Origin of the sequence: Mesorhizobium sp. WSM2561 (genome assembly GCF_000513915.1) — a bacterium.
Taxonomy (GTDB): Bacteria; Pseudomonadota; Alphaproteobacteria; order Rhizobiales; family Rhizobiaceae; genus Mesorhizobium; species Mesorhizobium muleiense.
In genome coordinates this window covers 20256-47252 of the sequence record NZ_AZUX01000027.1, presented here as the reverse complement: position 1 = coordinate 47252, position 26997 = coordinate 20256, and the positions used below count along the sequence as shown (strand labels likewise).

The following is a 26997-nucleotide window of genomic DNA, read 5'->3' as shown; positions in this document are numbered from 1 at the left end:
GACCTAAGGCGCGTTGCGTCTGAGGGAAGTCATGCGACGTGCTTTAAGCTCTTGTTGTTATGCATGTCGCTACCCAACTCCGCTGCGCCTTTTGGGCGACATGCATTAGCCCGGTGGCTAGGCTTTTCGCTTTGTGGCGCGACGATTTTCGCTTACCTTGCGGCATGTCTGCTTTTCCCCGCGCAGGACATCTCCTCTCAGGCGCCGCCGCGCTGGCGCTGACGTTCGTCCAGGCGCCGGAATCCCGCGCTGCCGATCCCGTCGACGTCGAACTGGTGCTGGCGGTCGACGTTTCGCTGTCGATGTCGCCGGCCGAACTCGAAATCCAGCGTCGCGGCTATGTCGCGGCACTGACGCATGACACGGTACTGCAGGCCATCGCCGACGGCGCCTACGGCAAGATTGCCGTCACCTATGTCGAATGGGCCGGCACGACCTGGCAGCACATCATCGTGCCGTGGACGGTGATCGCCAATCGTGCCGACGCCGAGCGGGTGGTCGAGCAACTCTCCGCCCATGCGCCCAACAGCGCGCGGCGCACCTCGATTTCCGGTGCCTTGCAATTCAGCAGCGATCTCTTCGCCGAGAGCGGCTTTCAGGGCGTCAAGCGCGTCATCGACATTTCAGGCGATGGCCCCAACAATCAAGGTGCCCCCGTCGACATCATCCGTGACGAACTGGTCAGGCAAGGCATTACCATCAACGGCCTGCCGCTGATGACCCGGGGCGGCTTCACTAGCGTCTACGACGTCAACTATCTCGACCGCTATTACACAGACTGCGTCATCGGCGGGCCCGGCGCGTTCATGATCCCGGTCAACGAGTGGACGCAGTTTCCCGAAGCGATCCGCCGCAAGCTGGTGCTTGAGCTTGCCGGGCCTGCCTCACCGCAATGGGCGGCGGAAGAAGCGGCGCATCCGCCGGTGGTGCTGGCGCAGGACAAGCCGGCCACCGACTGCCAGGTCGGCGAGAAAATGTGGCGCGACCGAAGCTGGATGTTCGACACCCGCTAGACTTCAATCGCCATCCGCCAGAGGTACGCGTGCAAAATATTGCCTTGTCTTGTCTACGCGGCCAGCAACTGCTTGCGATCGACGCGCTCCTGCTGCGGCGAGCGCGCATAGAGCTCGCGGTAGCATTTGGAGAAATGCGAGGCGGAGACGAAGCCGCAAGCGACCGCCACTTCGACCACCGGCAGCGATGATTGGATCAGCAAGTGCCGGGCCCGGTCGAGGCGGATCTCCAGATAGTAGCGGGCAGGGGATCGTCCCATCTCGGTGCGGAACAGGCGCTCGATCTGCCGGCGTGACAGGTCGACATGGTCGGCGATCTCGATCAGCGACAGCGGCTCGGACAGGTTTGCTTCCATCAATTCGATGATGGTCAGCACCTTGGAGTTCTGCACGCCAAGGCGTGCGCGCAGCGGCAGGCGCTGGCGATCGGTTGGGCTGCGCACGCGGTCGGTCAAGACCTGCTCGCAGACCCGGTTAACCAGATTGTCGTCGAAATCGTCGCCGATCAGCTTCAGCATCATATCGAGCGCCGCGGTGCCGCCGGCGCAGGTGTAGATGTTCTGGTCGATCTCGAAGAGGTCGGCAAAGACATTGGCCTTCGGGAACGCTTCGGAAAAGCCCGGCAGGTTCTCCCAATGAATGGCGCAGCGCTTGTTGGACAGCAGGCCCGCGGCGGCCAGTATATGAGCGCCAGTGCACAAGCCGCCGATGGCGACGCCGCGATTGTATTCCTCGCGCAACCAGGCGAAGGCCGATTTGTTCTGGTAGCGCTCGACATTGATGCCGCTGCAAACGACCGCCATATTCGGCCGTTCGGAGCCGGACATCTTCTTGCGTTCGTCCTCCAGCGAGGTGTCGACGGCGCATTCGACGCCGTTCGAGGCGCGCACCGGCTTGCCGTCGATGCTGGCGAGCCGCCAGCGGTAGGCCTCGTAGCCGAGCATCCGGTTGGCCGAGCGCAACGGATCGAGCGCCGTTGCAAAGGCGATCATGGTGAAATCGGGGACCAGGAAGAATACAAACGATCGCCTGATCGGATGATTTACGACGTTCACAGGGTAACCCTCACGCTGCAATGGCGCGAACAGGATGTCGCGATCAGCATAGCGACATCAGGAAAAACTTTTCTTGTCAATCGGCTAGGCGGCAACAGAAAGACTTTATTTGCGACATCGGTCGCAAATGGGCAATCGCTATGCGATGACGGACCCGACATGCTGCCGGATTAAGCATTTGCCGCACGTGGTCGGGGCATGACCAAGCACGCCGCCTCGGCAAACCGAAGCGGCGCTGTGATCAACTTCGAAGCAGCAGCAGCAGCGAGCGCCGCTTGCGAGCTTGGCAGATCAGGCGACGAAGCCGAGGCGTGCGGCGGCCACGGCGCCGGTCTGGCCCGGCATGGTGTTGGCAAGGCGCTGGCGCTCGAGCGCGGTCGTCAGGCTCATTTCACGGCGAGCAAAAAGGCGGGCAAAAAGCTTCATCATCATCTCCATTCGGTTGCTCAGACGGGTCGCCTTCGCGTGATGGAGTGGGGCAGCTCGTTGGCTGGCGCTGATATAGGCTTACGTGAAGGGAAACTAAATCACAAAAGCGAAGCACTTGACATGAAAAGCGACATGGAATGCGACAAGTTTGGGCAGTCTGCCCAAGATTTGTGAATATGTACAAGGCGTTAGGCAGGAATCCCGCTGCTATGCAGCGTATTCATATGCGTTATGCTGCGGCGACATGGCTATAAAAGAACATTTGATCAACAAATAAAAAGGCCTGCCGGACATGGTCTGTGCGGCAGGCCTTCAGCTTTTGATACACACGATCTATTTTGCTCCGCCAGCCCAGGATCCAACGCCGTGGCGAGTGCCGGTCTTGGTGTCGGCGGCTTCAGGCCAACCGATATCCTTCTGCAGTTCGATCGGCAGAGAGCGGATGGCGCGTTCGGTCTGGTAGCGGGTGCGGGCCGCGCTGAATTCGGTCGCGATGCGGCCGATGGATGACAGGATAGACATATTAATTCTCCTTTAGGGTTGGGTCGGGTGCCGGTCGCTCGGCGGACCAAGCGCTACATCCGGTTTGTTTCAGCTTCATTTCGTGTCGATTGCAGATCAGTGTCGCAGTCGTTTCAACGATGAGTCTGCCTTCGATGGAGTTGACTATCCTCCCAAAGTGATGTTCAATCAAACGAAATGGAATGATAGTTTGCATCAGAAAAATTGAAGGTCGATCCCGATGAACGCCCCACTCAATCATCCGTTGCCGCTGCTCGATCTGGACGTCTTGCGCACCTTCGTGGCGATCGCCGAGACCGGCAGTTTCACCACCGCTGCCAGTGCCGTCTTCCGCACGCCGTCGGCCGTCTCCATGCAGATCAAGAAGCTTGAGGACATTCTAGGCCGCTCCGTGTTCGCTCGCGACGCCCGCTCGGTGACACTGACCACGGATGGCGAGATGCTGCTCGGCTACGCCCGCCGGCTGTTGTCGATCAACCGCGAGGTGGTGTCAAAGTTCATCATCCCCGACATTGTCGGGGTGGTGCGGCTCGGCTCGCCGGACGACTATGGCGAGCGCGTGCTGCCGCATGTGCTGAAGCGTTTTGCACAGTCGCATCCTTCGATCGCTGTCGACGTGACCATCGACCAGAGCATCAATCTGCGCCGGCGCATGGACGACCGGGCGCTCGACATCACGCTTCTCACCAATTCCTACAAGACCAGCGCGCTCGGCGCCGAAGTGCTGCTCACCGAACCGATCGTCTGGGCCGGCGCCAAGGGCGGCTGCGCGCATCTGCGCGAACCGCTGCCGGTGTCATTGTGGGAAGAGGGCTGTGCCTGGCGGGCAGGCGCCCTCGAGGCGCTCGGGCGTGAGGGCCGCAACTATCGGGTCGCCTATATGAGCGCGCACACCGCCGGCCAGCGGGCCGCAATCATGTCCGACCTCGCGGTGGCGCCGCTGCCGAAATCGTTCCTCGGCAGCGACATGGTCGAGCTTTGCCCGAAGGACGGCATGCCGGACATCGGCACCTACAATCTGGCCATGGTCGTGGCGCCGGACGCCAGCGCGCCGGTGAAAGCCGTTGCCGATCACATCCGGGCGACGTTCGAAGTGTTCAGAGAAACCGGGAAATTTTGACTCAGGACCTCAATGGCGCAAACAGGTTGTGAGTGGGGACTTCACGACCTGTTCTTTGCAGCGCCAATTCGCCGGCCTTGGCGTGATAGCTCTCGGTTTCGCTGGTTAAAAACGTCGCGATGCTGTCTCGCGCGCGCCGCGCCTCTGGCATGTCGATCAGCGGCCAGACGTGGAACATGCCTTCCTCGTAGACGACCTCTATCTCGACACCGGCGGCACCGGCCTTTTGCGCGAAGATCAGATTGTCGGGGGTCAGCATGTCGCGCGAACCGGTCAGAAGCAGCGTTTTCGGCAACACCGAGAGGTCGCCGTAAAGCGGGCTGATGCGCCAGTCGCTGGGATCGATGCCGGCACTGTAAAGCCGGATCGCCTCGAGGCCACCAGGAATGCCCAGCCACGGATCATTGCGTTCCGCCTCGAACACTTCGGGGTTGGCCAGCGACATGTCGAGGCCTGGCGAAATCAGCACATGGCGCGACGGCAAGGGCAGGGCTTCCTCCGCGGCCATCATGGTCAGCACCACGGCCATGTTGCCGCCGGCGGAATCGCCCATGAAGACGATGTCCTGCGCTTCCGTTTCGTCGAGCATCTGACGGTAGACCTCGCCGACCATGCCGAACATGGCATGGAAATCGTGTTCGGGAGCAATGGGGTAGATCGGCACGGTGATGCCGAAGCCCAGCCGGTCGGCCATATCGGCGATCAGTCCCCAGTGATAAGACGAGATTTGAAAGACATAGGCGCCGCCATGCAGGTAGAGGATCCGCTTTCGCTCGCCGGTCTTTGGTGCGATCTCGTACACGGGAAAGCCGTCGACGCTGCGCGTCGCGATCTCGAAACGCTGATGCAGCGATGCGGGCGGCTGATGGTTCTCCGTCTTGCGAGCGTAGGCGATCCAGCGCTGCAGGTTTTCCGGGCTGGAAAAGGCTTTCTTGCGGCTATACCTGAGCACGAAGGAAACGACGTGGCTTTTGATACTGGGCATGCGGACACACGGACTTCGGCTGAGCCGACTAAGAGAACCCCTCGCAATCGAAGATCGTGCCTTCGCCCAGAATGTCAAGATTTGCGCGGTCTCAACACGGCCCTGTGATCTGGCTGGCAATCAAGGCCAGCGCAGCATCGCTCAGCGCCTGGGCAGCAGTACGGCGCGCAGCCGACGGTCGATTGCTGCCGGAGCCGGATGACGGCTCCGGCGCTTGGCCAGCAGCTTGCATTTGTCGGCGAAGGTCATCAGCGCGCCGAACCCAGAAGCAGGGCCGAGAAGCTGACCTGCGGGTCGTTGCGCGGCGACACGGGCCAGCCGATGTCCTTCTGAATTTCGGGCGGCAGGCTGTTCATGGCCCGGACCGACCTGTTCCTGCTGTGCGCGTGCTTGATGGCCGTACCAAAGCGGCCGAGACTTTCGAACATCGACATCTTCATCTCCCTTAGAGTGCTGCGGCGGCTGAAAGTTATTTCCTGCCTGCCGTTCGATGCCGGATAAATGCGCCGCGTGTGTATCTGGTGGATTTCACTGATAACAGCGCCTTGTTTCAGTTCGGGCTGATCCGGAAACATGGGCATGCCAACGAGAATGAGGGCGAAGTGCAGCTTTTTAGCCGCGGGGGGCTAACCCCGGCCGCGCCGGGCGGCGTGGCCTTCGCGCGAACGACGCCGTGGCGCGGCATCGCCGGCAATGCCGTCCTCGCTGACAGTCTTGCGCGGCGGCAGCTTCACCGCCGCCGATAGTTTCGGGAACGGGTCGATCTTGTTCGGCAGCGCCATGGCATAGACGAAATGCTCCTGGAATCTCGGCTCCAGCGCAGTCTCGATCTTCTCGATCCGGCTCACCGTTTCCTCGATCTCGCGGCGATAGCCGCGATTGAGCAGCGCCATGCGCGCACCGGCACCGGCGGCGTTGCCGACGGCCGAGACCTTGTCGAGATCGCAGTCGGGGATCAGTCCCAGCACCATGGCGTATTTCGGATCGATGAAGGAGCCGAAGGCGCCGGCGAAGTGGATGCGGTCGACATGATCGGTGTGCTGCTTTTCCATCAACAGCTTGGTGCCGGCATAGAGTGCTGCCTTGGCGAGCTGGATGGCGCGCACGTCGGTCTGGGTGATGGTGATCCTCGGCTCACCCTCCTTCAGCACGTAGGAGAAGGTGCGGCCACTGGCGGTCACGCGCGGCGAGCGGGCGCAGAGCCCACCGTCGACGACGCCGTCCTCGGAGATGATGCCGGCCAGGTACATCTCGGCGACCACCTCGATGATGCCGGAGCCGCAGATGCCGGTGACGCCGGTTGCCTGCACGCTGTCGAGGAAGCCGGGCTCGTCGGACCACAGTTCCGAGCCGATGACGCGGTATTTCGGCTCCAGCGTGTCGGCATCGATGCGGACGCGCTCGATGGCGCCGGGCGCGGCGCGCTGGCCGCCGGAGATTTCCGCGCCCTCGAAGGCCGGACCGGTGGGTGAGGAGGCTGCTACTACCCGCTGGCGATTGCCGAGCACGATCTCGGCATTGGTGCCGACGTCGACGATCAACATCATCTCGTCCTGGCGGTGCGGGCCTTCCGACAGCGTCACCGCAGCCGCGTCGGCGCCGACATGGCCGGCGATGCACGGCAGCATGTAGAGCCTGGCGCCCTGGTTGAGCTTCAGGCCGATATCCGACGCCTTGATGTGCACGGCGCCCGAGACGGCCAGCGCGAAGGGCGCGCCGCCGAGTTCGGTCGGATCGATGCCGAGGAACAGATGGTGCATGATCGGATTGCCGACGAAGACGCAATCCAGGATGTCGTTGCGCTGGACGTTGCCTTCCGCGCAAACCTTGTCGACGAGACCCGAGATCGCCTCGCGCACCGCGACCGTCATGCCTTCGCGGCCGTCCGGGTTCATCATCACATAGGAAACGCGGCTCATCAGATCCTCGCCGAAGCGGATCTGCGGGTTCGACGTGCCTGACGAGGCGGCGACGCGGCCCGACAGCAGCGACACCAGATGCATGGCGATGGTGGTCGAGCCGATATCGCAGGCAAGCCCGTAGGCCTCGTTCTTGAGGCCGGGCCACAACGAGATGACCCGCGCGGTCTCGCTTTCGGCATCCTTGTGGATGGCGGCGGTCGCGGTCCAGTTGCCTTTGCGCAGGATGCCTTGCACCTGCGGCAGCAGATGGAAATCGAAATCGAGGCTGTTGAGCCCCCAGTCCTTCATCAGCGCGATCTTCAGGCGATCGAGATCGCCTGATGGATTGTGCATGTCGGGCTCTTCGATCTCGACATAGCACATGTGGATTGCCGAATCGCGGGCAATGACCCTGGTGTCGGCATCCTTGCGAATGGTCTGGGCGTTGATGACCGTGTCCTGCGGCACATCCACGACGAGATCGCCGAGGATCTGCGCCGAGCAGGACAGGCGGCGCCGTTCGGGAAGGCCGCGCACGCGTTCGTAGCGTTCCTCCTTGGCGCCCTTGGGCGAGATGTGGTCGTTGGAAGAGACGATCTTGTGCTTGGCGAAATTGCCTTCCTGCACCTCGACCTGGCAGCGCCCGCAGGTGGCGCGTCCACCGCACACGCTCTCGACATAGACGCCGAGCTGGCGTGCGGCATCGAGCACCGGCGTGCCGACCGGAAACCGCCCGCGCTTGCCGGACGGCATGAACAGCACGAGTGGATCGGTGATGTTGGCAGGAGAGTTCACGATTGCGCGCTTATCCTCGGGCCATACGGGCTTCACGACCCCCGCGCCGGCGACCGCCATTGCCATTGCCTTCGCCCGGCGCATTGACCTGCGTGGGCGCCGCGATCGCCTGGCCGCCTTCGGCCGGCTTGTAGTCCTTGTAGGTCCTGATCCAGTTGGTGCAGTTCTCGTCGGTGCCGTTCAGCACATTGGCGCCGCGCACCGCTTCCATCTCCTGCGGCCGCACCGGGTTCATGATCGCCGAGGTCATGCCAGCGCCGATCACCATCGGGATGAAGGCGGCGTTGATGCCGTGGCGGTGCGGCAGGCCGAACGAGATGTTTGACAGGCCGCAGGTGGTGTTGACCTTGAGCTCTTCACGCAGCCGGCGCAGCAGGGCAAAGACCTGGCGGCCGGCGTCGCCGAGCGCGCCGATCGGCATGACCAGCGGGTCGACGACCACGTCATGCGCCGGAATGCCGAAATCGGCGCAGCGCTCGACGATCTTCTTGGCGACGGCAAAGCGCACATCCGGATCCATCGAAATGCCTGTCTCGTCGTTGGAGATGGCAACCACCGGGACATTGTATTTCTTGACCAGCGGCAGGATGGCTTCGAGCTTTTCTTCCTCGCCGGTGACGGAGTTGACCAGCGGCCGGCCCTTGGCGACCCTGAGCGCCGCCTCGATCGCCGCGGTCACCGAACTGTCGATCGACAGCGGCAGGTCGACCAGCCCCTGCACGATCTCCAGCGTCTGCACCAGCAGGCCGGGTTCTGTCTCGTTCGGGTTGACCGAGGTGACGCCGGCATTGACGTCGAGCATGGTCGCGCCGCAGGCGGCCTGTTCCAGCGCGTCCCTGATGACGGTATCGAAATTGCCTGCGATCATCTCGGCCGCGAGCTTCTTGCGCCCGGTTGGATTGATGCGCTCACCGATCACGCAGAAGGGCTGGTCGAAGCCGATGATGATTTCTCGTGTCGCCGAGGCGACGATCGTCCGGGTCATGCAATCTCTCCCTCGTGATATAAAGACTTCTTTATATCGTTTCTGTTTTCGATCAAGCGAATGGTGGCGTCCGCGCCATCAATGCGCGGTCTTGACCATGTCGACCTGCGTTTCGGTGATCTCGTCGTGCAAAATGTGGTCGAGCCGGTCGGCGACGAGCTGATCGTCGCGGCGGATTTCGCGTTTCCAGGGCTGGCGCCCCTTCAGCACGCCCGATTCATCGACGATCTCGGCGACATATTCCTCCTGGCGATAGGCCATCACATGGACGCCGCAGACGCCGGGAATTTCTTTCACCTCGTTGATGATATCGATGCAGAGCTGCTTGCCTTCCTTCTTCTGGTCCTGGGCGCCTTCCAGCCGCTTGACGATCGAATCGGGGATATGAATGCCCGGCACGTTTGAGCGGATCCATTTGGCGGTCTTGGCCGAGGCCAGCGGTCCGACGCCGCACAGGATGAAGCATTTTTCCGTAAAACCGAGATCGCGGACCTGCTGCATGTAGGTGCGGAACATCGGCACGTCGAAGCAGTACTGGCTCTGCACGAATTGCGCGCCGGCGGCGATTTTCTTGCCCAGCCGGTAGGGGCGGAAATCGATCGGCGGCGCGAAAGGGTTGATCGCCGCGCCGAGGAAAAGCTGCGGCGGCGTCGTCAGCTTGCGGCCGGACAGGAACTTGCCGTTGTCGCGCATGATGCGGCAGGTTTCCAGCAGTGACATGCAGTCGAGATCGAATACCGGCTTGGCGCCTGGCTGGTCGCCGGCCTGCACGCCGTCGCCGGTCAGGCACAGCATGTTGGCGACGCCCATCGCCGCCCCGCCCAGCACGTCGCCCTGGATGGCGATGCGGTTCCTGTCGCGGCAGGCGATCTGCATGATCGGGGCATAACCCATGCGGGTCAGCAGCGCACAGATGCCGACCGACGACATGTGGCAGTTGGCGCCCGAGGCGTCGACGGCGTTGATGGCGTCGACCCAGCCGTCGAAGATTTTGGCGCGGTTGTAGACGTCTTCCGGATCGGCGCTGTCGGGCGGGTTGAGCTCGGTGGTCACCGCGAATTCGCCGCGCCTCAGGACGCGCTCCAGCCGGCCGCGCGAGGTGTGGCCGGGCAGGGGGTCGAGCGGCAGATGGATGCCGGCCGGGTTCTCGTCGGGCTGGCGGCCGATCATGCCGGTGCCCCAGGTTTTGGAACGTTGCGCGCGGCTTCGCGGGCGGCGGCGGCCTGTGCGGTCACCCGCAGCCATGCCGAGGTCTCGCGCAGCGACTGGTCGACCGGCTTCTGCACGTCGAGGATCTTGTCGCCATGCACCATATTGCGTGAACCTTCCCAGGCCTTGACCCAGACGCACGGCATGTCAGGCTCGACCTCGCAATTTCCGTTGGCACGCACACCGCCGCAAGGGCCGTTGCGCAATTGCTTGGGGCAATTCATCGGGCACGACATGCCGGTAGAAGAAAGGACGCACTGGCCGCACATGCGGCAGTCGAACATAAAACCCTTGACGCGTTTTTCGACGAATTTGATCGGACCTTCGACGCGGCCGTAACCGATGCGCTTCCACAGCGGATGGAGGAGCAAAAACATGTCGGAGAACCTGGCGTAGAACCATTCGAGCAGTCGCGAGTGGCGGACGGACCACAGCCTGACAGCGAAGGAGCGCTGCACGCGCCGCTGCGGCGACACGTCGGCCGGCTTGTAGTCGGATTTCGGCGCTGCCTTCTTGACCAGAGTGGCCTGGGTAATCGCCGGGGTGGTTTCAGACATCTTCTTTTCCGCCCGCCTTGACCAGAGCGACCAGCCGCTCGCGGTCGTATTTCGCGTCGATGTCCTGAAAGGCTTTTTCCACCTCGCCTTCAAGATCGTCGCTGACCGACACGGGGTCGGCCTTGCGCCATTCGGCAAGGTAGTCGTCGGTGCCGCCGGCGCCGGTGCGCATCGCGCACATGTCGATCGCCTCGGTAAAGCGCAGCGGCAGTTCGCGCTTGGCGTTCTGCCGGCCCTTCTTGACGATGACCTGGGCGGGGATGTCGCGCCAGTAGACGACGATCAGATCGGCCATGAATTTCCTACTCCTCGCGCATGACCCCGAAAATCGGCATCGAATTTGGAAAGGATCATGCGCCGACATAAAGTGCTACAGCGTCCATTGCGCGTCCAATAGGACGCGCGGCGCTGTAGTGAGTGCGAGCATTGCCGGAAGCGCTGTCGGGCTGCTTGTTATGGGACGACGCGCGCGCATTCAAAAGCGACGCAATTGGCAGCCGCAACGGAAACGCGAAGATATTCGATGCTTGGCCTGGTTTTGATCAGCCGGCGCGACGATCGAAGCTGCCGACAAGCTTCCTGTGGAAGCGGATATAGCCTCGCTCGGTCGTGCGCAGATGTTCGGCGACAATTTGGTGGAAACGCGGCAGGCGGTGAAAGGGAACGGCCGGATAAGAATGGTGCTCGGAGTGGTAAGGCATGTTCCACGCCACGAAGCGTACCAGCCTTGTGGTAAAGGTGGTGCGGGTGTTTTCGAGCATGTTGGCGACATGCGGGCAGAGCGCGTGCTCGGCCAACAGATAGGCCCGCAAGAAGGGCTGGCCGACGAGCACCGGCACGATCCACACCCACAGCAGAAGCGCCGACTGCACGGCCAGCGAGGCCGCCAGCAGCACTGCATAGACGAACAGGAACCAACGCGCTTGCGACGTCACCTTGTCGCGGCCTTTTTCCGGCACGAAGCCGTCGCGGTTGCGGCCGGCGGCGTTGACGACGATCACGCGCGCCATGCCGCTCCAATAGGGGATCCCGGAGAGATAGCGCACATACTGGCCGATGGTCTCCGGTTTCGGAGCCATCAGTTCGGGGTCGTTGTCCGGATCGTGCGTGTGGCGATGGTGCGCGAAATGGAAATAACGGAACCATGCCGGCGGCAGCAGGATCAGGAAGCCGGTCACGGCGGCGATGGCGCGATTGAGCCACGGCGTCCTGAAGGCCGTTTCGTGGATCGTCTCGTGCAACAGCGTGAAGAAAAAGACGATCAGGATCCCCTGCGGCAGCACGAGAACCGGCCAGAACGGGATGCGGGCGGCGATCAGCGCACCCAGCACGACAACCAGCCCGCCGTGAACGGCCAGCCGGACAATGCCAGGCCTGTCCAGTTTGGCGGTGAGGTCGCGACGATCATGGACCGAAAGGCTGGCGATGATGGTGCGGTGGTCGATTTCGCTCATAACGGCGCAAGCTTATCGCCAGGGCGCCGTCCGGTAAATCGGCGCTCGTTGCCAGACGCCGGTTTTTGCGCCGGTCCAGAAATAGACCCAGATCGTCGGATGGTACCATTGTTTCCAAGGCAGGCCGCGGCGCGGCGCCCGCAAAGACATAGTGCTAGTCGTGAAAATCTGACGGTTGATACCCAAATCGAATTGCATCGATGGGCGGTTAACTGCCTTCCGTGTCGCCGATTGGAACGCACAGGCAGCGCCATATCAAGACCTTCGTGGTCTCACTTGCGAAATCGTGATCCGCACTCAATCCAGACATCTAGTGATTGGACTTGACGCGCTACTTCGGGACGAGCGACCCGGCGCGGCTTCCTGGGGTTGGATGAATCGCGCCGTTTCGGCCGGGGTCGTTATGTGGCTCATTCGAGCGCAATAGAGCGCGACTCGCGATCACTCTAGGCGGGTCTTGCCGAGCTGAGTGTACCAAGTAGCGTTGTCCCAAAAGCTCGTGATCTTGATGATCCGGCCTTCCTCGTTAGTTTCCAGAATGAACAGATGGCGCAACCAATACTCCTTGCCTTTGTTCGTGATTCCAAACGCGTCCTTAGTCTGCTTTCCGCCGATGTGAACATCCACGAAGGCAACGTCACCGCTCTTGTCCTCCCAGATTGTGCTAACCTCGTTGCGCAGGTCAGGGAAAGCATCGATCAGCGTCCGCCAGACCGGCACGCCATCTTTGAGGACATTGCCGGAACCAGCGTCACCGAAAGGCACGTAGACGAACGTGGCATTCTCGGTAAAAAGAGTGGTCATGGCGTCTACCTTCCGATCGCGGTAAGCGTCGAAGAATTTCTTTGCCGCTTCCGCTGCATTTGCCGCTTCCGCCGCAGCGACCGCGAAGGCAGACAAGGTGATTGCGATCAGCACCGCCGCCGAAATCCGAGCTGGGTGTAATTTTTCCCGTGTCCTGAGTGAATGGAACGTCATCATCTCCTCCCTGAGATTGTTGACTGCAGCAGATTGTCCAGAACGGCAGATCAGGATTCTACTAGATCGAGGAACGTCCTCGCTTCCTTGATGTCCGGCGTCGCGAAGCCCTCTGTGAACCAGCCGCAAACCGGTGCGAGAAGGTCGTGGGCCCTTTGCCGCTCGTTTCCCTGGACCCAGAGTCGGGCAAGAGATGTGGCGGCTCGCAGCTCCCAAAGCTTGGCGCGTTGATGTTGGGCCACGGTAAGCGCGTGCAGGAAGGAAGCCTCGGCCTTCTCGTCCGCCTTCAAGTCCAGGAGCAGTTCGCCCTTGCGGAGGTGCAACTCAGTCTCGTTCCACCGCTCGTTGGTCTCGGTGATCAATGCGAGCCCTTCCTCGATCCTGTCGAGTGCCGCGCGTGGGTTGCCAAGCCTGCTGAGGGCGCTGGCGAGCATGAGCAGCCAGCGTGGCACAAAAAGCTTAGCGTCGTGCCCACGCCATTCGACTATGCCGTCACGCATTTGAGCAAGACCGCTATCCGACTCACCCGCCTGGATCAGAACCCAACCCTTGAGAATGACCCCTGCTGTACGCCAAAGTGAGAAACCGTGCTCCGTACTGATTGAGATCAGTTCATCGACAATGGCCTCATCCGCACCAAAGTTGCTGTCGCGCTTATACGCGCCGAGATCTCTCGAATAAGTGCAAAACAGGGCCGATTGGAACAGGCCGAACGCCGCGGATGGGCTGTGCCGGTGGTGTCTTATAGCCTGTAACAACTCGGTGTATTTCTCGAATGCTTGATCGGGATAACCGAGGTGCAGCAGCGCGTGGGCGATATAGCAAAGGTTTGCGATACGGGGATCATAGGCGAATCGATAGGCAAGCGCAGCGTGCTCGTTCGGATCGTACAGCGCCAACGACGCCTCCATATGCTTGCGTCCGGCATCAAAATCTCCCCGGTGCACCGACGTGATGCCGACGCACCGGTGTGCGATCATGATTGTGGCCCGATCGCAGTCGCATTCGGCCCTGCGCAGCATCGATGTCGTCGTTGCCAGCGCAGCATCGAGTTGACCACGCAGGAGGTAGACGAGATACCGGCCGTAATCGGCCACGCTGCGCAGAGTGATGTCGTCCACTCGCTCGCACAACTCCTCGGCTCGCGCGAACGCCGCTGCGGTGGCCGGCGACGACCAACCTTTGGCCGCCATAAAGGCGGTGCCCAACGCCACCTGCATATCCAGCTCCAGGCGGACGCGCTCCTGAGTGTCAGGTAGCGTGCGGACAAGTCTTAGCCCATTTTCCAGGTGCGCGATCGACTCCAAAATTGCAGAGCGCTGGATCGCCGATTGCGCGGCTTGCCACCAGTAGCTGACTGCCCGCTCGATAAGGCCTGCCTCGGTGCAGTGATGGGCAATGATCTCCGGCAAAGCCTCGGAACCCGCTGCCACACGCTCTTCGAGAGCCGCGGCGATGCGCGCGTGCATCTGCTGCCGCCGAGTTTTAAGAAGGCTGGAATACGCCGCATCCTGCACAAGCGCATGCTTGAAGCTGTAGGTCGCTTCCGGCGGCGCACCGCGGCAATAGATCAGCTCGGACCTGCAGAGCTGGGCCAAAGCGTCCTGCAGTTTGACTTCGTCGTGCGGCGCCACGGCGGCCAGCAGATCGTGCGAGAATTCGCGGCCGATTACAGCCCCGATCTGCGCCACCTCCTTGACCGGCGCCAGGTGATCGAGGCGAGCCATTAGCGAGTCGTGCAGCGTAGCCGGGATCGCCAGCGGCGGGAGAGTTCCGGTCAACTCGAAATGATTGCCGACGTCCCGCAAAAGGCCTGACTCCAGGACTGTCTTGGTCAGTTCCTCAACGAATAGCGGAACCCCGTCAGTTCGCGCCATGATCTGGTCCAGAACCTCGCGCGGTAGCGCCTTGCCGCCGGTGACGCGGAGAGCCACGGCTGCGCCGTGCCGTCGCGTGAGACGAGAAAGCGAGAGCTGGGTCACATGGGCATGGCTGGTCCAGGGTGGGCTGAATTCCGGCCGGAAGGTGATCAGAACCAGTGCCGGCAGACGCTGGACCCGCTCAATTACCAGGCCCAGCAGCTCTAGTGTCGAAGGGTCGATCCAATGCACATCCTCGTATACGGCCAACACAGGCTTCTGCTTGGCTAGGCCGGCGAGCTGCTCGACCAAGATTTCCAGCGTGCGTTGCTTGATGCGCTGTGGCGGCAGATCGATTGGCGGGTAGCGTGTTTCGGTTGGGATCGCAAGCAGAGCGGCCAGTACTTGCGCCGCCTCCCGGTCCTGCTCGCCGCCCCGAGCGAGCAGAGTTTCAAGTTTATCGAGCTTCATCTCGGCGGTGTCATCACGGTCGAAATGCGCCGCCCGCTCCAAAAGTCCGACCACCGGATAAAGCGCACTGTTGGTGTGGTACGGCGAGCAGTAATTGCTGAGCGGGATGTACGATTCGTTGGCCAAGTGCTCGCGCAAGGCGCGCACAATGCGCGACTTGCCAATCCCCGGCTCCCCGGAGAGGAGGATCACCTGTCCTTCACCTTCCTCCGCCCGCGACCAGCGTTCCAGAAGCAGAGCCAGCTCCTGCTCGCGGCCAACGAGCTTCGTCAGCGCGCCGGTGTGGAATGCCTCGAAGCGGCTTTCGGCCCGGCCCTCGCCTCTGACGGAATAGGCTTTCAAGGCCGTCTCGAAGCCCTTCAGAACCTGTGGTCCCAGATCCTCCAACTCGAACAGATCGCCCAGCAGATGTCTTGTGCTCTCGGCGACAATTACGCTGCCCGGCCGGGCCAAGTCCTGCAGTCGCGAGGCCAAGGTCGGCGTCTCGCCGACCACCGCCCGCTCGCGCGCTTCCTTGTCGCCGACAAGCTCACCGACCACCACGAGACCCGTCGCGATCCCCACCCGGCCCGCAAGCGGCTTGCCATCCGGCGCCCGCAGTTGCGCCACTGAACTGGCAACCGCCAAGCCTGCGCGCACCGCCCGCTCGGCATCATCTTCATGCGCTCGTGGCCAGCCGAAATATGCCAGCACACCATCGCCCATGAATTTCGCAATGTGTCCCTCGAAGCGGGTAATCTCGCCTGCGCAACAATTCTGGTAGCCTCGGATGATCTCACTCATCTCCTCGGGAAAGGCCGTGCCGTATTGCTGCAGCCCTAAGCTGCGCAGCCACTCCTCAATGTCCATGTCCCACTTCCGCGGTGGAGACGCCGGAGGGCTCCTTCGGCAACAGTCCGGCAGTCTTACACAACTGGGGTCCTATGCAACGTCATGGAAGTTGTGGCCGACGGGCTTCTAGCGGCCGGCGTGTTAGCGAGGTAGGCGGATCAACCGTCCGGTCTTTGAACCCTGCCGAATTTCAGATCGCTGGAACGAACGGCAGATCCCCACAGCTGTCCTTAAACCACGCCCGCGCCAAGGTCGCGAAAGGGTCACGACGTTCCCTTGACCTCTCATCAGGGATGGTCCGCAAGGGGTCGTCTCGCGTCCTTCTACGTGTGTACCAAGCGTCAGGTCTTCACCACTAGCGCGTGGGTTCGCTTTAGATCGCCGGGTTAACCCTGATGATCGGCCTCAGGACAGCGGGCTCAGCGCTTGAATTCAAGGATGTCGAGCTTCGATTCGTAATAGGGGGCCGGGAATTCGATGCGCCATTCGTTGGCGCTGTTGCGAAAGGCATAGCCGACCTGGTCGCTTTGCGGGCCGCTGCCATAGGGTTTTGCGGGATCGTTGTTGACAAAGATGGAGCCGAGATAGATCGCGCGCTTTTCGCCGTCGTCGAAGAAGCGGCCCTTGGTGCGCTGCGAACCGGTGAGTTTTTCCAGTATCCAGCCCGAACCATCGTCGCTCACCTTGCACTTGAACCAGCCATAGATGACGAGCGGGCTCAGCCCGCCGGCCTTGATGGTGCGGCATTGCCAGTTGCCGGTCAGGTCCTTGCCGGAAAACGCGACCAGCGGCTTTGCCAGCAAGGCGTCGAGTTGCTTGACCTCGGCGGCTTCGCCGGCCCTGGCTTCATCAAGGGCTGCCTTGCGCGTCTCGTCATATTTGTCGAGCCGCACCTTGTCGGCGGGCGTGATCAGCTTCTGCACCTCGCCTTCGGCGAGCGCGGGCAGGGCGAAGCAGAAAACGCCTGCGGCAATCAAGAGGCGAGCGATCATCGGTGCGTTCCTAGCGACGGCTGGAACAGCCTGTTTTCTCGTTTGGCATACAACTTACCCGTTCGCGGCGGCCTGTCATCCGTGCTTAACAGCAGTCAGCTTAAAACTCGTGGTTTCACCGATGCGGATCTTGCTTACGGGGTCGTCAGGCTGGCTGGGCAGCGCGCTCGCGCTGCGCCTGCGGGCGCTTGGCCATGACGTCATCGGGCTGGATCCGGTCCCGTCGGCGCCAACGCAGGTGATCGGCTCGGTCGCCGACCGTGATCTGGTGATGCGGACGGTCGGGGAAAACCGCATCGAGGCGATCGTCCACAGCGGCGCACTGCACAAGCCTGATATCGAACACCACCGCAATGAGGATTTCATCGAGACGAATGTGCGCGGCACGCTCAACCTGCTCGACGCGGCGGTGTTATACGGCGTTCAGCGCTTCGTCTTCACGTCGACGACCTCGCTGATGATCTCGAAAGCCATACGCGCCGGCCTCACCGGCGGTGCGCGCAAGGCCGCCTGGCTGACGGAAGACATGTCGCCCGAGCCGCGCAACATCTACGGCGTAACCAAGCTCTCGGCCGAACATCTTTGCCGCCTCTATCACATCCAGTCCGGACTGCCGGCGATCGTGCTGCGCACCGCCCGGTTCTTTCCCGAAGCAGACGACATGGCGCATGCGATCGACCAGTCGGACGCCAACACCAAGGCCAATGAGCTGTTGTTCCGTCGTCTGACCGTGGAAGATGCCGCCGAGGCCCATGTCGCGGCGCTGGAGAAGGCTTCACAGCTAGGCTTCGACGTCTTCATCATCTCGGCGCCAACGCCGTTCCGGCCCGATGATTGCGAGGCATTGATCGCCGACGCGCCGCCAGTCGTGGCGCGTTATTTTCCGGAGTTTCCGGCGCTTTATGCGCGAAAAGGCTGGACGATGTTTTCCTCGATCGACCGTGTCTACGACGCGTCGCGGGCGCGGGACAGGCTGGGCTTCGTCTGCAAGACGCGCTTTGCCGCTGTGCTTGCCGGGCTTGCAGTGGAAGAAGACCGCGCCTGATCGAACGTCAGCCGTGTGCCGCGGCGCTGGCCAGCTCCGTCGTCAGGTCGCCATAGCCGGTGGAACGGCGCTCATAGGCGAGGCCGAGCATTTTCGCGGCTTTCTCGGCGACCTTGTCGAGTTCCGGATCGTCGGTCTGGGCGATATAGACCAGCTTCTCGTAATTGCCGAAATAGTCCTTGATCAGCTCCGGATGCCTGTCGAGGCCGAGCGGCTTCATGAAGAAGGCATCGAACTGCCGGCACAGGAAATCGGTCATGTAGAACGACATCATGTCGTCGTCGGCGATTTTCGCATAGGCTTCCATGCCCTGGTAGAAGGCAAAGCAATGCGGACCGGCCATGCGCTCGACCCCATGCTTCTCGCAAACGCGGTCGAGCAGGCCGCCGGTGCCGCAATCGGCATAGCCGACGAAAATATTGGTGTAGCCGTCCGCCTTGGCCTTCTCGATTGCCTTGTCCATGGCCGGCGCGATGCGGTCCGGGTAGAAATGGAACTCCGCCGGCAGGCAGGTCAGGTCGAGATGGTCGAGCCCCAGCTGCTCCTTAACGGCCAGAACTTCGCGCGCAATCATCCCGCAGGCGATGACAAGCAGCCTGTCACCTTGATCGGGTTGTAGTTTTCGCGCAATGCTCATGGAACCAGTCTAACCGATTTTCGTTGCTGTCCCACGAATCTATCTGTTGAGGGAGATACCATTCATGAAACCGCTACGCATTGCGCCGATCGCCATCCTCGCTTGCGCCCTGGCTCTTTCGGCCTGCGCCAACACCGTCCGCGGCGTCGGCAGGGATGTCAAATCGACAGCCAACGCGGTCGAGGATACGGTCCAAAATCCCTGATCCCGCGGATATCAACAAGGCGCATCGCTATCGAGAAAGTTCAAGCGATGCAGGTTAAACCCTTGTAATATATGGGAGCAACTAAGCCGCGCCGCAAGGCGCGGTTCGGTCTGTTGTCCATGCCGAGTTGGCGGAGATGGGCCGAAGCGCAGGCTTGGTGTCCACCTCTCCGCAATTTCCTATCGTCACGGCAGGCACAAAAAGTTGACTTTTCGAATGCGGGACATGCCGGTAGTCTTTCCCTGTACCTCAACAACGAAGCTAGGAGCATAGAATGAAGACCGCTCTCTTGGTTGTCGCCGCTCTGGGCCTTTCGGTATCCGGCGCCGCAGCGGAATGTGTCGGCCACAACAAAACGACGGCTTCCGTAGATCAGCAAACCAAAGCTGCAAGCGTAGATCAGCAAACCACAGTCGCAAGCGTCTCGAATACAACCGCCGACACGCCGATCCTGAAAAAGGAAGAGGCGAAAGAGTCAGAATAGGCGATTCAAGCCGCTACGCGGATCGCTGTTGCTTGTTGAAGTCTTGACCGGCGCTACGCGGCGCCTCGTCTGCAAGAGCATAAGTACGGGCTCCGTACTTATGCTCTTGTGTTCTCCTCGTCAGTTCAGGCCGAAGCGCGGACGTTGTGCTTGCGCTTCATGAAGTCCTTGGCTGTCTCGACTGCTACGGCTGCGTCGCGGCAATAGGCGTCGGCGCCGACGGCCTTGCCGAATTCCTCGTTGAGCGGGGCGCCGCCGACCAGCACGACGTAGTCGTCGCGGATGCCCTTTTCCTTCATCNTGTCGATGACGACCTTCATGTAGGGCATGGTCGTNGTCANNAGCGCCGACATGCCGATGATGTCAGGCTGGTGCTGTTCGATGGCGTCGAGATATTTTTCTACCGCATTGTTGATGCCGAGGTCGATGACGTCGAAGCCGGCGCCCTCCATCATCATGCCGACAAGGTTCTTGCCGATGTCGTGGATGTCGCCCTTGACNGTGCCGATCACCATCTTGCCCTGCTTCGGCGCGCCGGTGGCGACAAGCAGCGGACGCAGGATGAACATGCCCGCCTTCATTGCGTTGGCCGACAACAGCACTTCCGGCACGAACAGGATGCCATCGCGAAAATCCTCGCCGACGATGCGCATGCCTTCGACCAGTGCCTCGGTCAGCACCTTGTAAGGCGCCCAGCCGCGCTCGAGCAGGATGTTGGTGCCTTCCTCGATCTCTTCCTTCAGCCCGTCATAAAGGTCGTCGTGCATCTGTTGCACGAGCTCGTCGTCGGAAAGCTCGGAAAGGATGATCTCGTCGTCGGCCATTTTTAATCCAGCTCCTTGCCGCATAGATGCAATTGCGGGGCCTCAAATATCACGTCAATACCTAACCCGCTACAGGCTTGCGTCCATAGCTGATTTGCGACTTCCCGCAAAAGGAAAGCGACTGCAGATCTATTGGAATTCTTGTCGATTTTGCGACAGGCGTTGGCGCTGGCGGGCCGTTTCGAATAGGGTGCATGACTACGATCCGGCCAGAAGCCGCGATATGCGGCCGTAATGATTGTGCCAGAACAAAAGTCAGGGAAGAACGATCATGAGTGAGAACGCGCCGGTCGACCAGGAAGCGTCAAACGCGCGGCGCGGACGCGCTGCCAGTGGTGGTGCCGCTGCCCGACGGGCGGCGCGCTCGGGTGGCGGCCCCGGCACCCAGCTCACCTACATCAAGCGCAAGATCAACGTCTATGAGGTGCTGGACGAGGAAGGGCTGGCGCTGATCGAGAAGAACACCGACACGGTGCTCGAAGAGATCGGCATCATCTTTCGCGACGACGCCGAGGCGCTGCAGCTGTGGAAAGAGGCCGGCGCCGACGTCAAGGGCGAGCGCGTGCACTTTCCCAAGGGGCTCTGCCGCTCACTTTTGAAAACCGCGCCGTCCGTCTATACCCAGCACGCCCGCAACGCCGAACGTTCGGTGCAGATCGGTGGCAACGCCACGGTGTTCGCGCCGGTCTACGGCCCGCCCTTCGTGCGTGATCTCGATGGCGTCAGGCGCTATGCGACGATCGAGGATTTCCGGAATTTCGTGAAGCTCGCCTATATGGCGCCGTCGATCCACCATTCGGGCGGCACGGTGTGCGAGCCGGTCGACGTGCCGGTCAACAAGCGCCATCTCGACATGATCTACAGCCACATCAAATATTCGGACAAGCCGTTCATGGGCTCGGTCACCGCGCCGGAGCGCGCCGAGGACACGGTGGCGATGGCAAAGATCGTGTTCGGCGACGATTTCGTCGAGAACAAGACGGTGCTGACCAGCCTGATCAACGCCAATTCGCCGATGGTGTTCGACGAGACCATGCTGGGGGCGCTGAAGGTCTATTCGCGCCACAATCAGGCCTGCATCGTCACGCCGTTCATCCTCGCCGGCGCGATGAGCCCGGTGACGGTCGCCGGCACGCTGACCCAGGTTCTGGCCGAAGTGCTGGCCGGCGCGTCGTTCACGCAGCTGATCCGGCCGGGCGCACCGGTGCTGTTCGGCACCTTCGCCTCGTCGATCTCGATGCAGTCGGGCGCGCCGACCTTCGGCACGCCGGAGCCGTCGCTGGTCTCTTATGGCGCGGCGCAGCTCGCGCGTCGGCTTGGCCTGCCGTTCCGTACCGGCGGCTCGCTGTGCGCCTCGAAAATCCCGGACGCGCAGGCGGCCTATGAGAGCGCCAACACGCTGAACTCGACGATCCTCGCCGGCACCAATTTCGTGCTGCATTCGGCCGGCTGGCTCGAGGGCGGGCTCGCTTCCTGCTACGAAAAGTTCATGATGGACATCGACCAACTCGGCATGACGCAGAAGTTCTCGGAAGGCGTCGACCTGTCGGAAAACGGCCAGGCGATGGACGCCATCCGCCAGGTCGGCCCGGGCAGCCACTATCTCGGCTGTGATCACACCCAGGCCAATTTCCAGACCGCCTTCTACCGTTCCAATATCGCCGATAACAATTCCTACGAGCAGTGGCTGGCAGAAGGCGAAAAAACCGCGCCGCAGCGCGCCAACGAACTCGCCCGCCGCTGGCTGGAAAGCTATGAGGCGCCGCATCTCGATCAGGGTATCGACGACGGGCTGAAGGAGTTCATCGCCAGGAAGAAGGCATCGATGGCCGACGCCTTCACCTGAAAGGAGCCCGAGTCAGGCGGGGCTAAAGTCGCCAACATCATCCACAAGGAAGTCTGGCGGAGCGCCTTTTCCGAGCCGGACAGGAAGGGATGATCCTTGAGCGCAGCATGGTCGAAGATATAGCGGCGGCGCTTTCCGCCCACGGCCTTATCCTGCGCGGCGGCTTCAATTTTGCAGCCGGTGAGGAAACACCCTCCGGTCTCTTCGGCGCTGCCGCCAGATCCGTGTTGCTTGTGGGACAGGCGGGCGCTGCGCCGTGGCCGCATTTCCTGCGCTGGCGGGAAGGCCAATCGCAAACTCTTGCGGATCCGCTCGATGCATGGTCGCGCGAAGTGATCGGCACGGTGGCGAAGAAATTCGGCGCGCGTGCCGTGTCGCCGTCTGACAAGCCTTATCTGCCGTTCCAGCAATGGGCGATGCAGGCGGAGGGTCTGAAACCGTCACCGCTCGGCATCCTCATGCATCCGCAATACGGGCTGTGGCACGCCTATCGCGGCGCGCTGCTGTTCGAGCACGAGATTGCGTTTGGGGAAACTCGCGAAGTGGTTCACCTTTGCGATGCATGTGTCGACAAACCTTGCCTGAAATCCTGTCCGGTCGACGCGTATTCTGCAGATGGTTTTGCGCACAAGACCTGTCTGGCGCATGTGTGTGGGCACAACGGCGCGCCGTGCCGAACCGGCGGCTGTCTCGACCGCAATGCCTGTCCCTACGGCGCGGCCTATCGCTATCCGCCACAGGTTCAGGCCTTCCACATGGCCGCGTTCGCGGGCCTGTAGCATCGCCGAATGCCGAACGAAACTTGAGCACCGTAATTGCGACCCCGACCGCCCTGCAAAAAATCTTTCCATCATCCCAAGGAATCGCCATTACCCTTCGTCCAACAGGCAAATGATGGCGATGATGCTGGATGAAAGCGAAGCCTCCGACGCCGAGCTGGTCGGTCGGGCGCAGGGCGGTGACAGGGGGGCTTTCGGCAAATTGCTCGAAAGGCACTATCACTTCGTCTATCGCGCCGCCTATCGCTGGTGCGGGAAAAAGGCCGACGCCGAGGATATCGCCCAGGAAGTCTGCGTCCGGCTCGGCCGGGCGATCCGCGACTATCATGGCAGCGGCGCCTTCACCACTTGGCTCTACACCATGACGCTGAATGCGGCACGCGATATGATGCGCAAGACCGTCCGCGAGGCGATCAAGACCGAAGCCTACGGGGCCTACGAGCTGATCGCGGGAGAGGCCTCGGCCGAGCCCGAAGATCCAGCCGAGGCGCTTTGGGCGGCGGTGCGGATGCTGCCGGACAAGCAGCGCGACGCGGTGCTGCTCGTCTATGGCGAAGGGCTGAGCCACGCACTCGCTTCCGAGGCGATGGGCATCTCGGAGACGACGGTTTCCTGGCACATTCATGAAGCGAAGAAACGGTTGAAGGCGCTCATGCTTTCAGCCGGGGAAGTGTGATCATGGTCGACGACAACGAACTCAACAGGCTGCGCGACATCGCAGCACCGCCGCCCCGTACCGCGGCGAAGGCGCGAGCCTTTGAGGCCGCCATGCGTGCCTACGACCTGGGCGAAAAAACTTCACCTGCCGCCCAAGGAACGGCGAAAGGCGTTCGTCTCACAGAGCGAGCACAAAAGCTCTGGAGCGAAATCATGCAAAAGAAACTCTTCGCCACCCCGGCCATTGCCGGGCTCGTCGCCCTGCCGATCGCCGGATACGCCACCATCTATATGCTGCAGGAGCAGCCGTTCTATTCCGGTGGGGACGAGAAGATCACCGAAACGCTGGCCGATAAACCAGCGGCTAAAGCGCCGGCAACGGTGAGGCCGCTCACCGTAGCCGAAGCCGACAAGCGGAAGAAAGCCGATGCCGACGCCGAAAACCGCGTCGCAGCCGAGGCGCTTGTCGCGCCGGCATCGCCGCCGAAGCCACAATCGGCTGCCGGCGGCCTGGCGCAGCAGGACGCTCTGGCCCGCAATGCGGCGCCCGAGCCGGCACCTGCGCCGAAAGGTGAGTTCGCAAAGGATGGTGGAGCTGCGCCGTCTGGCAGAGTGATGATGTCTATATCTCCTCCGAAAGCCGACGGAGCCACGCAGGCTGGCCGCATGCCAGGCGCCGAATCCAAGCTGATGGTACAGCCGCAGGCCATGCCGGCCGACCAGATGCTGCCGGAGCAAAACCGCGACCGCGTCGAGGATTTCAAGAGCAATCCGGTGCGTGCCGCGCTCGAAGACCCGGTCTCGACCTTTTCGATCGATGTCGACACGGCCTCCTATTCCTTCGTGCGGCGTTCGCTCAGGGAAGGTGTCGTGCCGCAGGCCGACACGGTCCGCGTCGAGGAGATGATCAACTACTTCCCCTATGACTGGAAGGGGCCGGGCGTTGCCTCGACGCCGTTCAACTCGACGGTCAGCGTCATGCCGACGCCGTGGAACGAGCACACCAGGCTGATGCATGTCGCCATCAAGGGTTTCGACGCCAAGCCGGCCGAGCAGCCCAAGGCCAATCTGGTCTTCCTGATCGATGTGTCGGGCTCGATGAACGAGCAGGACAAGCTGCCGCTCCTGCAGTCCGCCTTCCGGCTTCTGGTCAACAAATTGAAGCCCGACGACACCGTCTCGATCGTCACCTATGCGGGCGATGCCGGCACTGTCCTGGAGCCGACGAAGGTTTCGGAGAAGGACAAGATCCTCAATGCCATCGACACGTTGGCGCCCGGCGGCAGCACGGCCGGCGAGGCGGGTATCAAGGAAGCTTATCGGCTGGCGCAGAAATCCTTCGTCAACGACGGCATCAATCGCGTGATGCTCGCGACGGACGGCGACTTCAATGTCGGCCAGACCGACGACGACAATCTGAAGCGGTTGATCGAAGAGGAGCGCAAGACCGGGGTGTTCCTGTCGGTGTTCGGTTTCGGCCGCGGCAACCTGAACGATCAGATGATGCAGACCATCGCCCAGAATGGCAACGGCACCGCCGCCTACATCGACACTTTGGCCGAGGCCGAGAAGGTGCTGGTCGAAGATGCGTCCTCGACATTGTTCACAATCGCCAAGGACGTGAAGATCCAGGTCGAGTTCAACCCGCAAAAAGTCTCGGAATACCGGCTGATCGGCTACGAGACCCGCGCCTTGAACCGCGAGGATTTCAACAACGACCGCATCGACGCCGGCGAGATCGGTTCGGGGCATTCGGTTACCGCGATCTACGAGATCACGCCGAAGGACAGCGGCGGCGAGAAGATCGATCCGCTGCGCTATGGCCAGGCGTCCGTGAACAATGGCGGCGTCGCCAATGCCGACGAATATGCCTTCGTCAAGATCCGCTACAAGCTGCCGAACGAGGATGCCTCGAAGCTGATCACCACGCCGGTGACATCGGCCAACGAAGTTGCTGGTTTCGACCAGGCCAGCATCGACCAGCGCTTCTCCGTTGCCGTCGCAGCTTTTGGCCAGAAGCTGCGCGATGAGGATGCGACCGCGAGGTTCGGCTACGACAAGATCATCGAGATTGCCACTGCCGCCCGGGGAGCTGACCCGTTCGGCTACCGGTCCGAGTTTCTCTCGCTGGTGCGCCTTGCCTCGGCGCTCGGCGGTAACCGGTAATGGTGATGACGGCCGGTTTTCCTCAGATGGGGTCGTTCTGATACGGAAAACCGCCGATGGGCGCTGAGGCAGGCCGGCAGGGAAACCTTGCCGGCCTTTGCAATTGCGTCAGGCGCGGCTGCGCCGGCGCTCGCGGCGGGCTTCGCTGGTCTCGACGGTGTTGACCGTCGCCTGCTTGTTGCGCATCGGGCCGATGCGCTCGACGATTTTTTCGACGGTCGGGCGATCCGACCTTGTGTGCGAATCGAGCGCCTTGCGCATGGCGGCGAGGTGGGCGAACGAGGTGCCGCAGCAACCGCCGACGATCTTTGCGCCGGCATCGACGGCGAGCCTGACATAGTCAGCCATCAATTCGGGCGTGCCGGAATAGTGGATCTCGGCGCCGCGAAATTCCGGAATGCCGCAATTGCCCTTGACGATCACCGTCGCCTCCGGCTTCGCCTCGGTCATGTCGAGCAGCGAGGCGAGGATGTCGGAGGCGCCGACGCCGCAATTGGCGCCGACACCGAGCGGCGCCTGCGACAAGCCATCGGCGACGCCGTGGATGTCCTTCGGCAACAGCCCCATCATGGTGCGGCCGGCGGTGTCGAAGGAACCGGTGTAGGTATAGGGCAGGCCGACGCGGATCGCGGCTTCGGCTGCGGCGCGGATTTCGTCCGGCGCCGACATGGTCTCGATCCAGGCGACGTCGGCGCCGCCGGCCTTCAGGCCCTCGATCTGTTCGGCAAAGGCTTCGACCGCCTCGTCGTAGGTCATGGCGCCGAGCGGCACCAGCAACTCGCCGGTCGGGCCGACCGAGCCGGCGACGATGACCTTGCGGCCGGCTTTATCGGCGACGGCGCGGGCGATCTCGGCGGCGCGCTTGTTCAGCGCGTAAACCCGGTCCTGCGCATGGTGCAGCTTCAGCCGGTGGCGGGTGCCGCCGAAGGAGTTCGTCAGGATGATGTCGGCGCCGGCATCGACGAAGTTCTGGTGCAGACTGGTGATGGTGTCCGGCGCTGTCTCGTTCAGCAACTCTGGAGCCTCGCCGGCCTCCAGCCCCATGGCGAACAGATTGGTGCCGGTGGCGCCATCGGCGAGCAGAACGCCCTTTTCGGCAAGCAAAGCGTCAATTGGATTCGTCATTGGAAATCACGCCTTCCGGGATTCTTTGCCGGGATATAAAGAAATCTTTATATGACGTCAATGTCGGTGCAGG

26 protein-coding genes are annotated in these 26997 nt (G+C 62.0%); 10 read left to right on the top strand and 16 right to left on the bottom strand.

The window, feature by feature from the left end; genetic code table 11:
- Positions 1-164 precede the first annotated feature (164 nt).
- Positions 165-1013 (top strand): DUF1194 domain-containing protein, encoded by an 849-nt coding sequence (locus M727_RS0122275; protein ID WP_027154506.1) that lies wholly within the window; start codon positions 165-167, stop codon positions 1011-1013.
- 53 nt (positions 1014-1066) lie between these two features.
- On the opposite strand, the gene M727_RS0122270 is transcribed toward M727_RS0122275, so the two are convergent.
- Positions 1067-2005, bottom strand: coding sequence for a GlxA family transcriptional regulator (locus M727_RS0122270; RefSeq protein WP_268931722.1), 939 nt, complete (start codon positions 2003-2005; stop codon positions 1067-1069).
- A gap of 261 nt (positions 2006-2266) precedes the next feature.
- Between M727_RS0122270 and M727_RS42435 the strand changes: the two genes are divergently transcribed.
- Complete coding sequence (locus M727_RS42435) at positions 2267-2671, top strand: hypothetical protein (RefSeq protein WP_198032679.1); 405 nt, start codon at positions 2267-2269, stop codon at positions 2669-2671.
- A gap of 159 nt (positions 2672-2830) precedes the next feature.
- On the opposite strand, the gene M727_RS0122255 is transcribed toward M727_RS42435, so the two are convergent.
- Positions 2831-3019, bottom strand: a complete 189-nt coding sequence (locus M727_RS0122255; protein WP_027154505.1) for a hypothetical protein — start codon at positions 3017-3019, stop codon at positions 2831-2833.
- Positions 3020-3239: 220 nt separating this feature from the next.
- Between M727_RS0122255 and M727_RS0122250 the strand changes: the two genes are divergently transcribed.
- Positions 3240-4139: a LysR substrate-binding domain-containing protein gene (locus M727_RS0122250; RefSeq protein ID WP_027154504.1), complete on the top strand. Its 900-nt coding sequence runs from the start codon at positions 3240-3242 to the stop codon at positions 4137-4139.
- 1 nt (position 4140) lies between these two features.
- On the opposite strand, the gene M727_RS37075 is transcribed toward M727_RS0122250, so the two are convergent.
- The 11 genes from M727_RS37075 to M727_RS0122185 all read right to left on the bottom strand — a co-directional run bounded on the left by M727_RS37075 (position 4141) and on the right by M727_RS0122185 (position 17156).
- Positions 4141-5124, bottom strand: coding sequence for an alpha/beta hydrolase (locus tag M727_RS37075; RefSeq protein WP_051505686.1), 984 nt, complete (start codon positions 5122-5124; stop codon positions 4141-4143).
- A gap of 248 nt (positions 5125-5372) precedes the next feature.
- A complete protein-coding gene (locus M727_RS44025) occupies positions 5373-5699 on the bottom strand; it encodes a hypothetical protein (RefSeq protein ID WP_348627178.1) in 327 nt (108 codons plus the stop codon).
- Positions 5700-5750: 51 nt separating this feature from the next.
- On the bottom strand, positions 5751-7880 hold the full coding sequence (locus tag M727_RS0122230; RefSeq protein WP_036263028.1) for an ASKHA domain-containing protein: 2130 nt from the start codon (positions 7878-7880) through the stop codon (positions 5751-5753).
- Complete coding sequence (locus tag M727_RS0122225) at positions 7831-8805, bottom strand: methyltetrahydrofolate cobalamin methyltransferase (protein WP_023798928.1); 975 nt, start codon at positions 8803-8805, stop codon at positions 7831-7833. Before M727_RS0122225 ends, M727_RS0122230 begins: the two co-directional genes overlap by 50 nt.
- Positions 8806-8883: 78 nt before the next feature.
- A complete protein-coding gene (locus tag M727_RS0122220) occupies positions 8884-9975 on the bottom strand; it encodes a methylenetetrahydrofolate reductase (RefSeq protein WP_027154501.1) in 1092 nt (363 codons plus the stop codon).
- The gene (locus M727_RS0122215) at positions 9972-10571 is read right to left on the bottom strand and encodes a methylenetetrahydrofolate reductase C-terminal domain-containing protein (protein WP_027154500.1); all 600 of its coding nucleotides are present in this window, start codon (positions 10569-10571) and stop codon (positions 9972-9974) included. The genes M727_RS0122220 and M727_RS0122215 overlap by 4 nt, the downstream gene beginning before the upstream one ends.
- Complete coding sequence (locus tag M727_RS0122210) at positions 10564-10866, bottom strand: virulence factor (protein ID WP_023798930.1); 303 nt, start codon at positions 10864-10866, stop codon at positions 10564-10566. The genes M727_RS0122215 and M727_RS0122210 overlap by 8 nt, the downstream gene beginning before the upstream one ends.
- 247 nt (positions 10867-11113) lie before the next feature.
- Positions 11114-12025 carry a fatty acid desaturase gene (locus M727_RS0122205; RefSeq protein ID WP_245268808.1) on the bottom strand — a complete coding sequence of 304 codons (912 nt, stop codon included), beginning with the start codon at positions 12023-12025 and terminating at the stop codon, positions 11114-11116.
- 441 nt (positions 12026-12466) lie between these two features.
- A complete protein-coding gene (locus tag M727_RS37070; RefSeq protein WP_198032678.1) occupies positions 12467-13003 on the bottom strand; it encodes a nuclear transport factor 2 family protein in 537 nt (178 codons plus the stop codon).
- 50 nt (positions 13004-13053) lie between these two features.
- Positions 13054-16182: an AAA family ATPase gene (locus M727_RS37065; protein WP_051505684.1), complete on the bottom strand. Its 3129-nt coding sequence runs from the start codon at positions 16180-16182 to the stop codon at positions 13054-13056.
- Between the two features lie 401 nt (positions 16183-16583).
- Positions 16584-17156, bottom strand: a complete 573-nt coding sequence (locus tag M727_RS0122185; protein ID WP_027154498.1) for a DUF4893 domain-containing protein — start codon at positions 17154-17156, stop codon at positions 16584-16586.
- Positions 17157-17277: 121 nt separating this feature from the next.
- Here M727_RS0122185 and M727_RS0122180 point away from each other — a divergent pair, with 121 nt between their 5' ends.
- Complete coding sequence (locus tag M727_RS0122180; RefSeq protein WP_027154497.1) at positions 17278-18201, top strand: NAD(P)-dependent oxidoreductase; 924 nt, start codon at positions 17278-17280, stop codon at positions 18199-18201.
- Positions 18202-18208: 7 nt separating this feature from the next.
- On the opposite strand, the gene M727_RS0122175 is transcribed toward M727_RS0122180, so the two are convergent.
- Positions 18209-18838: a DUF1638 domain-containing protein gene (locus tag M727_RS0122175; RefSeq protein ID WP_027154496.1), complete on the bottom strand. Its 630-nt coding sequence runs from the start codon at positions 18836-18838 to the stop codon at positions 18209-18211.
- 64 nt (positions 18839-18902) lie between these two features.
- Between M727_RS0122175 and M727_RS37060 the strand changes: the two genes are divergently transcribed.
- Positions 18903-19043 carry an entericidin A/B family lipoprotein gene (locus M727_RS37060; RefSeq protein ID WP_036263015.1) on the top strand — a complete coding sequence of 47 codons (141 nt, stop codon included), beginning with the start codon at positions 18903-18905 and terminating at the stop codon, positions 19041-19043.
- Between the two features lie 274 nt (positions 19044-19317).
- Complete coding sequence (locus M727_RS0122165) at positions 19318-19527, top strand: hypothetical protein (protein ID WP_023798938.1); 210 nt, start codon at positions 19318-19320, stop codon at positions 19525-19527.
- Between the two features lie 125 nt (positions 19528-19652).
- Here the strand turns inward: M727_RS0122165 and M727_RS0122160 are convergent, their stop codons facing one another.
- Positions 19653-20351, bottom strand: coding sequence for a B12-binding domain-containing protein (locus M727_RS0122160; RefSeq protein ID WP_027154495.1), 699 nt, complete (start codon positions 20349-20351; stop codon positions 19653-19655).
- Between the two features lie 271 nt (positions 20352-20622).
- Here M727_RS0122160 and M727_RS0122155 point away from each other — a divergent pair, with 271 nt between their 5' ends.
- The 4 genes from M727_RS0122155 to M727_RS0122140 all read left to right on the top strand — a co-directional run bounded on the left by M727_RS0122155 (position 20623) and on the right by M727_RS0122140 (position 25799).
- Entirely contained in the window at positions 20623-22197 is a 1575-nt protein-coding gene (locus M727_RS0122155) for a trimethylamine methyltransferase family protein (protein ID WP_027154494.1), read from the top strand.
- A gap of 89 nt (positions 22198-22286) precedes the next feature.
- Positions 22287-22976: a hypothetical protein gene (locus M727_RS0122150; protein WP_036263010.1), complete on the top strand. Its 690-nt coding sequence runs from the start codon at positions 22287-22289 to the stop codon at positions 22974-22976.
- A 115-nt stretch (positions 22977-23091) separates the two neighbouring features.
- Positions 23092-23652: an RNA polymerase sigma factor gene (locus tag M727_RS0122145; protein ID WP_027154492.1), complete on the top strand. Its 561-nt coding sequence runs from the start codon at positions 23092-23094 to the stop codon at positions 23650-23652.
- A gap of 2 nt (positions 23653-23654) precedes the next feature.
- Positions 23655-25799, top strand: coding sequence for a VWA domain-containing protein (locus tag M727_RS0122140; RefSeq protein WP_027154491.1), 2145 nt, complete (start codon positions 23655-23657; stop codon positions 25797-25799).
- Between the two features lie 108 nt (positions 25800-25907).
- Here M727_RS0122140 and bmt read toward each other — a convergent pair whose 3' ends face one another.
- On the bottom strand, positions 25908-26924 hold the full coding sequence (gene bmt / locus M727_RS0122135) for a betaine--homocysteine S-methyltransferase (protein ID WP_027154490.1): 1017 nt from the start codon (positions 26922-26924) through the stop codon (positions 25908-25910).
- Between the last annotated feature and the right edge of the window lie 73 nt (positions 26925-26997).